This is a genomic window from Shewanella sp. MF08487 (genome assembly GCF_050848685.1).
In the GTDB taxonomy this organism is placed as follows: Bacteria; Pseudomonadota; Gammaproteobacteria; order Enterobacterales; family Shewanellaceae; genus Shewanella; species Shewanella glacialipiscicola.
This window is the reverse complement of sequence record NZ_JBOZPB010000008.1, coordinates 75,141-87,604: the sequence shown is the minus strand read 5'-3', so window position 1 is coordinate 87,604 and position 12,464 is coordinate 75,141. Positions and strand designations below refer to the sequence as shown.

Below are 12,464 nucleotides of genomic sequence, written 5' to 3'. Positions count from 1 at the left end.
AACAAATCAGCACAGCAACGATTTTATTTACTAACATAAACAGCAAGATAAAAGTGCCTGCTATAACTCAAAATCACTAAATTAATCTGCATTAGTAAGATTTATTTGTCGCTATCACTGATGGCAACTAAGATACACACACTGCTGGATAAGCTGAGTTTCCACAGGGAACCTATAAATGATCAACATTGAACAGATGGCGTTAGTACTTGATGCATTGCCAGACCCTACTTTTGTATTGTCAAAAAGTGGAAAATATATCGCCGTATTTGGCGGTAAAGATGGGCGTTATTACCATGATGGCAGCGGCTTAATCGGCTTATACCTTGCTGATGTGTTAAAAACAGACAAACTCAATTACTTTTTAACGACGATCGAGATGGCATTGAGCAGCCATAAATTGTTGATTGAAGAATATGAACTCAGTAGCAAAGATGTCAAAGGCTTACCCGATACCGGGCCAGAACACCCCATTTGGTTTGAAGGTCGAATTCAAGCGCTGGATTTTCTTGTTGATAACGAGCCCGTTGTACTTTGGGTCGCCAGTAATATCTCACAACGACACGAACTTGAAATCCAGCTACGCCAGTTTAGCGATACTGACCAACTGACTGGATTATTTAACCGCCGCAGATTAGAGCAGGATTTAACCGAACAATTTGAGACCTATCAGCACAATCATACTTCGGCCTCCATTTTGGTCCTCGATCTCGATCATTTGAAGGCCATTAACGACAATTTAGGCCACCATATCGGTGATAAAGTGATTATTGCAGTGGCTGACACCTGCCGAAAACAGCTAACAGCAATAGACAACGCCTATCGTTTTGGCGGCGATGAGTTTGTTATTACCCTTCCAGGGCAACAACTTGAGCAGGCTTTGGCCTTTGCAGAGCATCTCTGCCAATGTTTATACATTGAATTACAAAAGCATATCGTTGATGGGGTATTTGCGACGATGAGCATAGGTGTAGCGAGTATCAATCCGCGCGATAAATCCTATGAAGAAACCTTAAAACGCGCCGACACAGCGCTGTATCAAGCCAAACGTAGCGGTAAAAACCGAGTGATACCAGAATATATTTAAATGAAATACTGCCTGCTAATATCCACGATAAAACGTTAATATCCGCCATAAAAAATAGAATAATGCCGAATAAAAAAGCGAGCCATCAGGCTCGCTATCAAAGCAGTTCGATTACATCAAGTCATTAAATTAACATTATCACTTCGCCTCAGCGACGGCTTTACGGGCTTGATGCAATTTTTTGTAACTTTCAATCAGTCTTAAATGCGGCTCAATTCCCTCAAGCTGCATGCTCGTCTTCGTTAGGCCGTAAAAACGCACTTTACCTGTGACAGAGCCAACCACATTCTCCATCACTTCAACGCCAAACATGCGGTTGAAGTTATGCATAAAGTCATCAAGCGCTAATTCGTCATCTAAGGTAACTTCAAGCACCGCATTAAGTGCTTGATAAAACAAAACACGCTTTACTGTGTTGTCGTTAAATTGCAGGAATTCACCGACCAACTCCATTGCGTCTTCATGTGCGCCTAATGCCAAATAAATCAAAATTTTAAGTTCAATAATTGTCAGCTTACCCCATACAGTATTTTCATCAAATACAATGCCAATCAGGGTGCGGATATCAGTATAATTATCGAATTGGCTTTCTTCTAAGCGATTGACCAAATTGACTAACTGCTTCGTGCTCAACGAATGTAGATTTAAAATATCTTCACGGTAAATAAGTGACTTATTAGTGTTGTCCCAAATCAAATCATCAACAGGATAAACCTCAGAGTAATCAGGTACTAAAATGCGACATGCCGACGCACCTAAATCAGTAAACTCGGCGATATACACCTCTTTACCTAACTCCTCTAAAATACCAAACAAGCCGCTGGCTTCTTCTTCCGTGGTGCCGGAAAAATCCCATTCACAGAATTCATAATCGAATTTACTGCTAAAGAAACGCCATGAAATCACCCCCGTTGAATCAATAAAATGCTCAACAAAGTTTTCTGGCTCGCTGACCGCCATGCTGTTAAAGGTCGGTTTTGGCACATCGTTTAAACCTTCGAAACTACGACCTTGCAGTAATTCAGTTAGACTGCGCTCTAGCGCCACTTCAAAGCTTGGGTGCGCGCCAAAGGAGGCAAACACGCCACCTGTTTTCGGGTTCATCAAGGTTACGCACATCACGGGGAATTGGCCGCCGAGTGAAGCGTCTTTGATCACCACAGGGAAGCCTTGTTCTTCTAACCCCTTGATACCAGCAAGAATGCTTGGATACTTTTCCAGCACCTGCATAGGTACATCTGGTAGTACAATTTCTTGCTCGATGATTTGACGCTTCACCGCGCGCTCAAAAATCTCTGACAAGCACTGCACATGCGCTTCTTGCAAGTTATTACCCGCGCTCATGCCGTTACTTAAAAATAAGTTTTCGATTAAATTCGATGGGAAGTAAACCGTTTCACCATCGGATTTACGTGTATAAGGAATGGCACAAATACCGCGAGCTTTGTTACCTGAGTTGGTATCAATCAAGTGCGAGCCACATAGCTCATCGTCTGGGTTATAAATATCTAGACAATAGTCATCTAACATACCCACTGGCAGCGCATCGTCTTCTTCTAACGCAAACCACTTTTCATTGGGGTAATGCACAAATTCGCTATTAGCGATTTCGGTACCAAAGAATTGATCATTATAGAAAAAGTTGTTATTCAAACGCTCAATAAACTCGCCGAGCGCCGAGCACAGCGCGCTTTCTTTGGTCGCACCTTTACCATTGGTGAAACACATTGGCGAAGCGGCATCACGAATATGCAGTGACCACACGTTCGGCACGATATTGCGCCATGATGAGATCTCTATCTTCATTCCAAGATCGGCAAGCATCCCCGTCATATTGGCAATGGTTTGCTCTAGCGGTAAATCTTTACCCAGAATAAAGGTGCTAGAGGCATCTTGCGGCTGCCCCATCAACATCGCATTGGCATCTGCGTCGAGGTTTTCAACGGTTTCAATCTTAAATTCTGGCCCAGTTTGTACCACTTTTTTAACGGTACAACGGTCAATTGAGCGCAAAATACCTTCGCGATCTTTAGCCGAGATATCCTCTGGCAGTTCAACCTGAATTTGAAAAATCTGGTTGTAGCGATCTTCTGGATCGACAATATTATTTTGCGACAGCCTGATGTTATCCGTTGAAATATCACGGGCTTTGCAATAGACCTTCACAAAATAGGCCGCACAAAGTGCTGATGATGCTAAGAAATAATCGAACGGACTAGGGGCTGAACCATCACCTTTATAGCGGATCGGTTGATCGGCGGTAACGGTAAAATCATCAAACTTGGCTTCAAGTCTAAGATTGTCGAGAAAATTAACTTTGATTTCCATTGAATATGATTTCCACTAAATAGGCGAGTCTGTAGCCGCCCAGTTACCAAGGCGCGTCATTGGTAATGAGTCGTTAGGGGGGAATTATCGGTGTTTTTAGCCCATTAGTCTTGGGTTAATTATGTTAAAAACTACAATGGCGACATTTGTAGCGCAAGTTACGCTTTTTAGTCAGCACGTTAGTAAACCAAAAAACGCGGAACAACGTATTACACATAACTAACCAACCAACTGAGTAGAAATTACGATGTTTTCAATATTCAAATCGAACCCGTTAAAAAAGCTCAACCAGCGTTATGCGGCCAAACTTGAGCAAGCTATGCACGCGCAAAGAAAAGGCGATATTAGAGCTTATTCAATGTTGACCGCTGAAGCGGAGCAAATTGAAAATCAAATAAAACAACTGGAGTTAAGTAAAAAATAACTTTAGGCACGTAAACCCAAAAGCCAAGCTGATCACAAATCAAACCGCTTATACAAGCTAGTCATGATGCTCAGCTTCGCGAGTAACCAATAAAAATGTGAGGTACATTTTTGTCGGTAAGGACAACGCCATACCAAAAGCCACGCAAGCAGCACTGATCATTATGCCCCGAACACCCAACGTCTCAATCGTGTCGTTATAGCTATGTAAATAAATCCCCAGTAATATCAAGAAAATACCTGTTGCAATGCAGGTTTTTAAGATGAGGATTAATTTTTTATCCGTCATGGTTAGCACCTTCATCATCAGCATAATCAACTCACAGGTGAGTCGATGGGTCCCTTGGCTTTCTATCCACGGGTTATCGCAACAAAGATTATCACAAATGTGCAGCGCGCTATATTACGCAGCGCTAACGCATAAACGAGTATTGTGTTAAAGAAGATTGGCAGCTGATAATCCAAATGCGTTCAAGTTTATCATTGCGTTATTGGGCGTCACGATTAAAAATGTAGCTGATTTATATTTATTTTCTAGACTCTTGGCGATAACCAATTAACCATAAAGCCACATTGTGACGCTAGCGTAAGCATATCTACTGCATCACAAAAAAACTTGAACGCATTTAAGGTAGTAAAAATGGAAATTGAATGGGTGTTGGCGTTTGTATCCTTAGGGCTTTTTGCCGGATTTATGGCGGGGCTACTCGGCATTGGTGGCGGCGGGATTATGGTTCCTATACTTACCAGCATATTTTTAGCGCAGGGTATCGCGCCACAATATGTGGTGCATTTAGCACTGGGTACCTCAATGGCGTCAATTGTGATGACGTCAATATCGAGTACGCGGGCACATCATGCTAGAGGTGGTGTGTTATGGCCCATTGTTAAAGCCATGGCGCCGGGCGTGGTACTCGGCACTTTTTCAGCGACATTTTTAGCCGCGCGTATCAGCTCGTTATATCTTGCCATCTTTTTTGCCCTCTTTATGGGTTACGTTGCGCTAAATATGTTGCGTCCCAAAAAAGCAGTTATCGCCCAGAAAAAAGACATCAGTAATACTGAACTGGTCGCCGTTGGTGGCGGTATTGGTGCCATATCGGCATTAGTGTCAATTGGCGGCGGCTCGCTAACAGTGCCCTATCTAAACTCGCGTAATATCGAGTTAAAACGTGCCATTGGCACCTCTGCCGCGGTGGGTTTACCCATTTCAGCGGCAGGGGCAATAGGTTATTTAATCAATAGCCAACCCCAGCTAGAGTTACCCTTTGCGGTAGGTATGGTGTATCTGCCTGGTGTAATTTTGATTTCTATCGCCAGCTTTTTTACTGCGCCACTAGGCGCTAAGCTCGCGCATAAGTTGCCGGTCGCTATTTTGAAAAAGGTGTTTGCCGTGTTGCTTATCTTACTGAGCGTCAAAATGATGTGGTCGGTAATATACGCCTAACTCTGCAGGGATTTGGTTTAAGCGAGGTTTTGAACTAGAGCCTGATAAAGTGTAATAAACAATTGAAAAAATTATAAAATATTAGCCACGAGGCGCTATGATTTGCCGACCAATAGCCGACTACCAAGAGTCGGCGTTAAAGCGTGCCAATCTGGCTTCTGTAATAGTGCATTGAGTCAGCTGCATTAATTCACCCAAGGTGATTGCAGGGTTTTCAGTGATCAGTCGAATGAGCTTAGCCTCTAATGGCTCAAGTTTATCGGTATGTTGCAGCAGCGCCGTTGTCAGCTTTTGGATAAGATAGCGAAACGCCCCCTCTACTGTTTGGTTTGTTAATTGCTCAGCTTGTAGATGGGCGGTGTAGGATTGAATGTTAATCGCGCCGCCTACAATGCACCAATTTCTTGAACGACGAACACGCTTAAGCTCGCAATCATATTGTTTGGCTATCGCTTGGGCTTGTTTAACCGTATCGCGCCCAATTCGATGAATAAGCGAGGGCAGCAAAATAGTAATATTGTCGGTCATGGAAGTATCGGCAAAGCCTACTCGCTAAAATCAATGCGCCGAAGTGTAGCCTGCCGCTAGCGGTTCTGAAACTAAAGAAAATGATCGCCCCTCACACTATGACTAACACGATTTATTTCGTGCAGTTAACGTCTTGAGCATAACGCTGCTATTGCCTACAATAGCGCACGCATTTTTTTCACGATAGATAACGACAGACCACGACTATGAACGACACAACTGCACAACCGACTTTACCCGATCGCCTTTCTGTTAACCCACGTAGCCCACATCATGTGGCTGAAATTTTCGAGTATGAAATTGGGATTAAGCTCAACGGCAAAGAACGTTTTGATGTCGAAGAATATTGCATAAGTGAAGGCTGGGTAAAAATCCCAACCAAATCATTAGATCGTCGCGGCCAACCGCTAACCATGACAGTAAAAGGCACAGTTGAAGCGTTTTATCGCTAATACAAGTGTTATTGCTGTTGATGTAGTGTCTAATAACATTAGGTCATTACACTCAAGTTTCTCCAGCATTTTGGGCAGTCAAGTGTCAAATGTAACGAGGGATTGGAGATATTAGGCGGGATTGATGAGGGGCCAAATAATAGCCCCTCGCTTTATCAGCTTAAAATGACATGATTACAAGTGTGACTTTTCAAACTCTTTTTTCGCTTCATCTTTAGCCATACCATATTTTTCTTGCATCTTGCCTTGAAACTTTTCGAGATTGCCATCAATTTCAAGTAAATCGTCGTCAGTTAATTTGCCCCAATTCGCTTTAAGCGTACCCGAAACCTGTTTCCACTTACCTTGCACTATATCGTTATTCATAATGTTGATTCCTTGGTTAGTTAGAAAAATGCTAATCTTATCTTGTACTAAACATTTACACATAAAAGCTTATCAAGTCCCATGCCAAAATATAAGCAAATGATTTATATATGAAAATTATATTTAAGCGAAAATAAAAAAATATTTAAGTGTAACTGTTACATGCAAACGGGTAATAGTTGCAAATAGTAATTTGGCAATGAATACTGTTGCTCGTCATTAGTCATAATAATATTATCCAACAACAAGCTACTTTAATTGCAATGATTTTTATTGAGCCCATTTGATAACAGAAATATAAACTCACTGATATTGTTTACTTAAGTTCCTCATCGGCAGTACTCACACAAAAAACAAAAAACGTGGTTAAAGTAATAAAGCTACAATCACTTAATGTTGAACTAATCGACTGCATTTTCGGAGTAATCCGATAAACGATTTATAAGTTTTTGCTAAAAAACTCATTCAATTTATCCCATGGAATAAGCGCAGTTCTGTCATACAAATCAACGTGGCCGGCGCCTTTAACATAGTAAAGCTCCTTTGGCTCACCCGCTAATCGGTAAGCGTCTTCACTAAACTCCTTTGAATGCGCCTTATCGCCAGTAATAAACAACATTGGCCGTGGTGAGATGGTGTCAATGTCGTTAAACGGGTAGAAGTTCATAAACTTTATGTTGCTGGTCAGCGTTGGGTGAGTGGTTAACTGTGGTGACGAGCTTGCTGGCGTATATTCGCCCCGTGGCGTGCGATAAAAATCGTAAAACTCCCGCTGGATTGGATGGGTATCCTTATCTAACTGATGCACTGTCCCGCTGGTATATTCAATTTCACCGCCGCCGAACTCAACATCCCGCTGTTTCGCCGCGGCTGCGATAAGCTTTTTACGTTGTTCAACAGTTTGTGAGTGGTTTAGGCCATGACGATTTACTGCGCCCATGTTGTACATGCTCACGGTAGCGATAGCTTTCATGCGCGGGTCAATCTTGGCCGCACTAATCACAAAACTGCCACTGCCACAAATACCCAGCACGCCGATGCGAGTTCGATCTATTAACTTATTTGTGCCCAGATAATCGACCGCAGCACTAAAATCCTCGGCGTAAATATCGGGCGAAACCGCATTACGGGGTTGGCCTTCACTTTCGCCCCAAAATGACAAGTCTAGCGATAAGCTAATAAATCCTTGTTCCGCCATTTTTGTGGCATATAAATTAGCACTTTGCTCTTTTACCGCGCCCATTGGATGACCGACGACTATCGCTGGATGAGTCATTTTTTTATCGAGGTTTTTGGGGATAAACAGATTGCCTACAACCTCCATATTATATTGATTTTTAAATGTCACCCGTTGCATAGCCACGCTATCGCTTTGGTAGAAATTATCGGCGCCATTAGACATATCCTGCGCGCATGCAGGCAGACTTGCCGTTGATAACAGGCCCAGCATTATTATTGCTTTAGTGATTTTATTTAAATTTTTCATATACATTGTAGGTTCTCTATTCTTCATCATCGCCATTTTGTGCTAGCTCTATTCGTACTTTGATATCACTGTCGCCCATGAGAGCTTCAACACTCCCTTCAATTTGACCAAGGCGGATGAGTCCGCGCGAATAATCAAAGCCGTGATAGAAAAGAGCCAAGTTCCCCCAAGGCGCAAAATACGCAATGTCGCCCACTTTGGGGGTATAACCTTCTGGCGCATCTTTATGCGAAAGCTTTGCCGGTAAATCGGCAATTTTCTCGGTGCCGTTATAATCCGCAAGCGTGAGGTCCAAAGGCAATAACGTCACAAAGTTCCGAGCCGCCTGCGTGTTTTCAAGCGTTGCGGTTAATGCTGTGCCTGCGATGATGATACGTATCTTTACTGCACTCTTTTCTGCACTCTTTTTTGCAATCGGCATAGTCATAGACTCATTGTGTTGGCTTGCAGACGCAGAGGTCGCAGCGGATGCGACCTCTATGCTGACCATTAACATGAACAAAACCATGGGCATCCGCACGACCAGAACGCTTAAGCATCGAATACCCATAATCCACCTCAGGTTCAGCTAGCGCGCTAACGTGGCGTTGTCGATAACAAACCGATACTTCACATCGCCCTTCAGCATGCGCTCATAGGCGGTGTTAATCTCGTCAGCGCGGATCAGTTCAATATCCGACACTATGTTGTGCTCAGCACAAAAATCGAGCATCTCTTGGGTTTCACGGATCCCACCTATCATTGAACCCGCAAGGCTGCGGCGTTTCATGATCAGATTAAACGCATTAGGCGAAGGATGATTTGTGGCAGGCGCGCCAACTAAGGTCATAGTGCCGTCGCGTTTTAATAGGCTTAAAAAAGCGTCCAGATCATGGGGAGCCGCAACGGTATTCACAATCAAATCTAAACTCTGCAGATGCTTTGCCATTTCATCGGCATTTTTGGAAACAACCACTTCGTCAGCACCCAAGGCTTTGGCCGCATCACGTTTAGATTCTGAAGTGGTAAATGCCACAACATGAGCCCCCATGGCATGGGCGAGCTTAATCCCCATATGGCCAAGGCCGCCAATGCCAACAATACCGACTTTTTTACCCGGTCCCGCATGCCAATGGCGCAGCGGAGAATAGGTGGTGATACCCGCACACAGAAGTGGAGCCACGGCCGCTAATTGCGCTTGTGGATGACTGATACGCAGCACATAACGTTCATCAACCACGATTTGTTCCGCATAGCCACCAAGCGTATGCCCAGGCGCGTCGTGGGTTAGGCCGTTATAAGTGCCCACCATGTGATCGCAGTAATTTTCTTGATCATCAATACATTCATGGCAGTGTTTACAGCTATCAACGATGCAACCCACGCCAACCAAGTCACCTACTTTAAATTTTGAGACATGCCCGCCCACGGCGGTTACTCGCCCCACAATCTCATGCCCGGGGACGCAGGGATATAAGGTCCCCGCCCATTCCGAACGTACCTGATGGAGATCTGAGTGACAAACGCCGCAATAGTCGATGCTGATCTGCACATCATCCTCACCGGGTGGGCGCCGTGTAATCGTCATAGGTTCCAGCGGTAAATGGCTGGCATGAGCGCCAAAGGCATTAATGGTCATAGTAAAAGTCCTTAATTATTGAGTATGAAGCAGTGGCGCTAGCTCTGAACGTTGGGTCCAATAAGCCAATAAAGCTGCCGCTACCAACAAGGTTGCACTCAGCAAAAATGTGCTGTGGTAACCATTAAAATCGAATAGTACACCGCCTAAGGTTGAGCCCAGCCCGATAGCCAATTGGATAACCGCAACCATTAAGCCGCCACCCACTTCGGAGTCTTCCGGCATAGTTCGCGCAAGCCAAGTCCACCATGCAACGGGCGCCGCAGTGGCAACGCCACCCCACAATACAAGCAGCGTTGTTACGACAATACTGCTATCGCTAAACAGGATTAACGCTAAAGCAATTACTGCCATCACCAACGGAATAAAAATTAACGTGCGGTAGAGATTATTTTTCAAAAATAAACTGACTAAAAGCGTCCCCATAAAACCCGCGATGCCCATCATCAGCAAAATGAACGATAAGCTATTGCTCTCTACATGGATAGCGGTTTCCAGAAACGGACGCACATAGGTAAACAGCGCAAACTGCCCCATAAACAACAACACAATTGCCAACATACCCAATCGAACCAAAGGTTTGATTAATAGAGAAAAGACATTCGCTGAGCCAGCAACGCGTTTTTCAGGTTTCATCGCAGGCAAACTAAACCACATCCACACAAAGGCGATCAGTGCGGCGGGCACTAAACCGAAAAAGGCGCCTCGCCAACCGATATGCGCGCCAAGGTAACTACCCAGCGGAGCAGCAATCACCATAGCCAGCGCATTGCCACCATTGAATATTGCCAAGGCTTTAGGGATCTTTTCCTTTGGCACAAGACGAATTGCCGATGCACCAGACAAAGACCAAAACCCACCAATCACAACGCCAATCAAAGAGCGGCCTAGCATATAAATTGAGTAGTTGGGCGCATAAGCAATCACAATGCCCGATACCAGCATTAACGAGGTGAGCCCAAGTAGGAGTGACCTGCGATCCGTATCTTTAGCAATTGACGCAATGCTAAGACTGGTTAACACGCCAAAAAAACCCGATATTGCAATGCCCTGCCCGACCAATCCTTCGCTCACATTCAAATCAGTGGCAATCGGTGTCAGTAAACTAACAGGCATAAATTCTGAGGCGACTAAGGCAAACACGCATAACGACATCGCCAGCACGCCACTCCAATTTGCCATTTGTTGTTGACTTGCTTGTTGAATCGCACAGCGTGGTTCTGACGTTTCGCATACCTGAGTGGTCATTACATACCTATCAATGGTTAAATTTAAATCTGATTGACTTTGTAGTCGCTATTGTTTCAAATGCACTGGAACCTTACTAGCTAATGAATGCTTATAGAGCTTATTAGCTCAGCTAATTAAAGTGGTGTAAAAAACAGTATGATGAAACGGAATCTGAACGATCTTTTGTGCTTCGTCACCGTCGCTCGCGAAGGCAGTTTTACCCGAGCTGCCGCCTTGCTCGGCGTCACCCAATCGGCACTGAGCCAAGCGATCAGTGGTTTAGAAACCCGACTTGAAATCAGACTGTTAACGCGCACGACTCGCAGCGTATCGGCGACGGAAGCAGGCGAACGCCTGTTAAATGCGATAGGTAATCGATTTGATGAAATTGAATCCGAGCTGGATGCGTTAACGGCCATGCGTGACAAACCCGCCGGAACAGTGCGGATCACCTGCGGTGATTTCGTGCTGCGAACCTTACTACTGCCAAAACTGTCGCCGTTACTGCACAATTATCCCGATATCAAAGTCGAATTCGATGTAAATTATGGCTTTAGGGACATAGTGGCGGATCGCTTCGATGCCGGCATCCGCCTAGGCGATACCATAGATAAAGACATGATCGCGATCCCTATCGGCCAGCATCAAACAATGGCAGCCGTGGCGACCCCCGCTTATTTTGCACAGCATCCCATCCCCCAACACCCGCAGGATCTTATCGAGCATAACTGCATTAACATTCGCTTCCCGACCCACGGAGGTTTGTATGTATGGGAGTTTGAAAAAGACGGCAAGCAATTGAATGTGCATGTGGACGGCCAACTTATCTTTAATGCGTCGCACCATATCGTCGATGCAGCATTGCAAGGCAACGGTATCGCATACCTACCAGAAGCAGAGTTTGAACCCCATATCAAAGCAGGGCGTTTAGTCAAAGTACTTGAAGACTGGAGCCTATCTTTTGCCGGATATTACCTGTATTACCCCAGTCGCCGCCAACCCTCCCCCGCTTTTACCTTAGTCGCCGACGCGCTGCGTTTACGCTGAGATTTCCTCTTCTATAAGTGGTAAATCACAACAGCAAGGACGGTCACTAACATGACCGCTTAGCTTTTGTGTATCTCGACTAAGGACTAATAAGAGCAAAGAGAAGAGTATAAAACGCGGATCAAAAAACGACCTTAGCTATCACTATTAATGATTAAGCACCGTCATTCCAGTGACTCGCAGCAAGTACATCCCTGTATGCTCGAACGTGACATCCCTGTCACGGACGGTCACTTACATGACAGTGCTTAATCTTGTTTAACTTCTGTGTATATCTGCGAGCTCGCAAGAACAAAGAAAGAACTTAAAACACGACGCTACAAATAATGCCTGTCAGATCGTTCCTCCCGTGAATAATCTTGCTACAAGTCATTATTTAAAATACATATTGTGATAAACATCATTGATTAAACCGCATAGAGCAGGTTAAAGTGTGACCGCTCAAGGAAAAT

General features: G+C 44.4%; 13 protein-coding genes. 5 read left to right on the top strand and 8 right to left on the bottom strand.

Annotated features, from left to right (window positions below):
- Positions 1 to 178: 178 nt before the first annotated feature.
- Entirely contained in the window at positions 179 to 1,087 is a 909-nt protein-coding gene (locus tag ACRN9H_RS08045; RefSeq protein ID WP_432313220.1) for a GGDEF domain-containing protein, read from the top strand.
- A 138-nt stretch (positions 1,088 to 1,225) separates the two neighbouring features.
- Here ACRN9H_RS08045 and ACRN9H_RS08040 read toward each other — a convergent pair whose 3' ends face one another.
- Entirely contained in the window at positions 1,226 to 3,415 is a 2,190-nt protein-coding gene (locus ACRN9H_RS08040; protein WP_432313219.1) for an OsmC domain/YcaO domain-containing protein, read from the bottom strand.
- Between the two features lie 247 nt (positions 3,416 to 3,662).
- Here ACRN9H_RS08040 and ACRN9H_RS08035 point away from each other — a divergent pair, with 247 nt between their 5' ends.
- Positions 3,663 to 3,839 carry a DUF6435 family protein gene (locus ACRN9H_RS08035; protein ID WP_432313218.1) on the top strand — a complete coding sequence of 59 codons (177 nt, stop codon included), beginning with the start codon at positions 3,663 to 3,665 and terminating at the stop codon, positions 3,837 to 3,839.
- A 57-nt stretch (positions 3,840 to 3,896) separates the two neighbouring features.
- Here ACRN9H_RS08035 and ACRN9H_RS08030 read toward each other — a convergent pair whose 3' ends face one another.
- A complete protein-coding gene (locus tag ACRN9H_RS08030; RefSeq protein ID WP_432313217.1) occupies positions 3,897 to 4,127 on the bottom strand; it encodes a hypothetical protein in 231 nt (76 codons plus the stop codon).
- Positions 4,128 to 4,478: 351 nt separating this feature from the next.
- On the opposite strand from ACRN9H_RS08030, the gene ACRN9H_RS08025 reads away from it, so the two are divergent.
- Complete coding sequence (locus ACRN9H_RS08025) at positions 4,479 to 5,285, top strand: sulfite exporter TauE/SafE family protein (protein ID WP_432313216.1); 807 nt, start codon at positions 4,479 to 4,481, stop codon at positions 5,283 to 5,285.
- A 120-nt stretch (positions 5,286 to 5,405) separates the two neighbouring features.
- Here the strand turns inward: ACRN9H_RS08025 and ACRN9H_RS08020 are convergent, their stop codons facing one another.
- A complete protein-coding gene (locus ACRN9H_RS08020; protein ID WP_432313215.1) occupies positions 5,406 to 5,813 on the bottom strand; it encodes a ribosome recycling factor family protein in 408 nt (135 codons plus the stop codon).
- Positions 5,814 to 6,019: 206 nt separating this feature from the next.
- Here ACRN9H_RS08020 and ACRN9H_RS08015 point away from each other — a divergent pair, with 206 nt between their 5' ends.
- Positions 6,020 to 6,265, top strand: a complete 246-nt coding sequence (locus ACRN9H_RS08015) for a DUF3297 family protein (RefSeq protein ID WP_076498848.1) — start codon at positions 6,020 to 6,022, stop codon at positions 6,263 to 6,265.
- A gap of 174 nt (positions 6,266 to 6,439) precedes the next feature.
- Here the strand turns inward: ACRN9H_RS08015 and ACRN9H_RS08010 are convergent, their stop codons facing one another.
- The 5 genes from ACRN9H_RS08010 to ACRN9H_RS07990 form a co-directional block, all read right to left on the bottom strand.
- A complete protein-coding gene (locus tag ACRN9H_RS08010; protein ID WP_107883881.1) occupies positions 6,440 to 6,631 on the bottom strand; it encodes a CsbD family protein in 192 nt (63 codons plus the stop codon).
- Positions 6,632 to 7,070: 439 nt separating this feature from the next.
- Positions 7,071 to 8,153, bottom strand: coding sequence for an alpha/beta hydrolase (locus ACRN9H_RS08005; protein WP_432313214.1), 1,083 nt, complete (start codon positions 8,151 to 8,153; stop codon positions 7,071 to 7,073).
- Positions 8,134 to 8,613, bottom strand: a complete 480-nt coding sequence (locus tag ACRN9H_RS08000; protein ID WP_432313213.1) for a cyclophilin-like fold protein — start codon at positions 8,611 to 8,613, stop codon at positions 8,134 to 8,136. The genes ACRN9H_RS08005 and ACRN9H_RS08000 overlap by 20 nt, the downstream gene beginning before the upstream one ends.
- 72 nt (positions 8,614 to 8,685) lie before the next feature.
- The gene (locus ACRN9H_RS07995; protein WP_432313212.1) at positions 8,686 to 9,735 is read right to left on the bottom strand and encodes an NAD(P)-dependent alcohol dehydrogenase; all 1,050 of its coding nucleotides are present in this window, start codon (positions 9,733 to 9,735) and stop codon (positions 8,686 to 8,688) included.
- A gap of 15 nt (positions 9,736 to 9,750) precedes the next feature.
- A complete protein-coding gene (locus ACRN9H_RS07990; RefSeq protein WP_432313211.1) occupies positions 9,751 to 10,983 on the bottom strand; it encodes an MFS transporter in 1,233 nt (410 codons plus the stop codon).
- A 138-nt stretch (positions 10,984 to 11,121) separates the two neighbouring features.
- Between ACRN9H_RS07990 and ACRN9H_RS07985 the strand changes: the two genes are divergently transcribed.
- Positions 11,122 to 12,012, top strand: a complete 891-nt coding sequence (locus tag ACRN9H_RS07985) for a LysR family transcriptional regulator (RefSeq protein WP_432313210.1) — start codon at positions 11,122 to 11,124, stop codon at positions 12,010 to 12,012.
- The last annotated feature ends 452 nt before the right edge of the window (positions 12,013 to 12,464 follow it).

Coding starts and splice junctions, on each gene's coding strand:
- ACRN9H_RS08045 (WP_432313220.1), top strand. CDS start 179: ATGATCAACATTGAACAGATGGCGTTAGTACTTGATGCATTGCCAGAC.
- ACRN9H_RS08040 (WP_432313219.1), bottom strand. CDS start 3,415: ATGGAAATCAAAGTTAATTTTCTCGACAATCTTAGACTTGAAGCCAAG.
- ACRN9H_RS08035 (WP_432313218.1), top strand. CDS start 3,663: ATGTTTTCAATATTCAAATCGAACCCGTTAAAAAAGCTCAACCAGCGT.
- ACRN9H_RS08030 (WP_432313217.1), bottom strand. CDS start 4,127: ATGACGGATAAAAAATTAATCCTCATCTTAAAAACCTGCATTGCAACA.
- ACRN9H_RS08025 (WP_432313216.1), top strand. CDS start 4,479: ATGGAAATTGAATGGGTGTTGGCGTTTGTATCCTTAGGGCTTTTTGCC.
- ACRN9H_RS08020 (WP_432313215.1), bottom strand. CDS start 5,813: ATGACCGACAATATTACTATTTTGCTGCCCTCGCTTATTCATCGAATT.
- ACRN9H_RS08015 (WP_076498848.1), top strand. CDS start 6,020: ATGAACGACACAACTGCACAACCGACTTTACCCGATCGCCTTTCTGTT.
- ACRN9H_RS08010 (WP_107883881.1), bottom strand. CDS start 6,631: ATGAATAACGATATAGTGCAAGGTAAGTGGAAACAGGTTTCGGGTACG.
- ACRN9H_RS08005 (WP_432313214.1), bottom strand. CDS start 8,153: ATGGCGATGATGAAGAATAGAGAACCTACAATGTATATGAAAAATTTA.
- ACRN9H_RS08000 (WP_432313213.1), bottom strand. CDS start 8,613: ATGTTAATGGTCAGCATAGAGGTCGCATCCGCTGCGACCTCTGCGTCT.
- ACRN9H_RS07995 (WP_432313212.1), bottom strand. CDS start 9,735: ATGACCATTAATGCCTTTGGCGCTCATGCCAGCCATTTACCGCTGGAA.
- ACRN9H_RS07990 (WP_432313211.1), bottom strand. CDS start 10,983: ATGACCACTCAGGTATGCGAAACGTCAGAACCACGCTGTGCGATTCAA.
- ACRN9H_RS07985 (WP_432313210.1), top strand. CDS start 11,122: ATGATGAAACGGAATCTGAACGATCTTTTGTGCTTCGTCACCGTCGCT.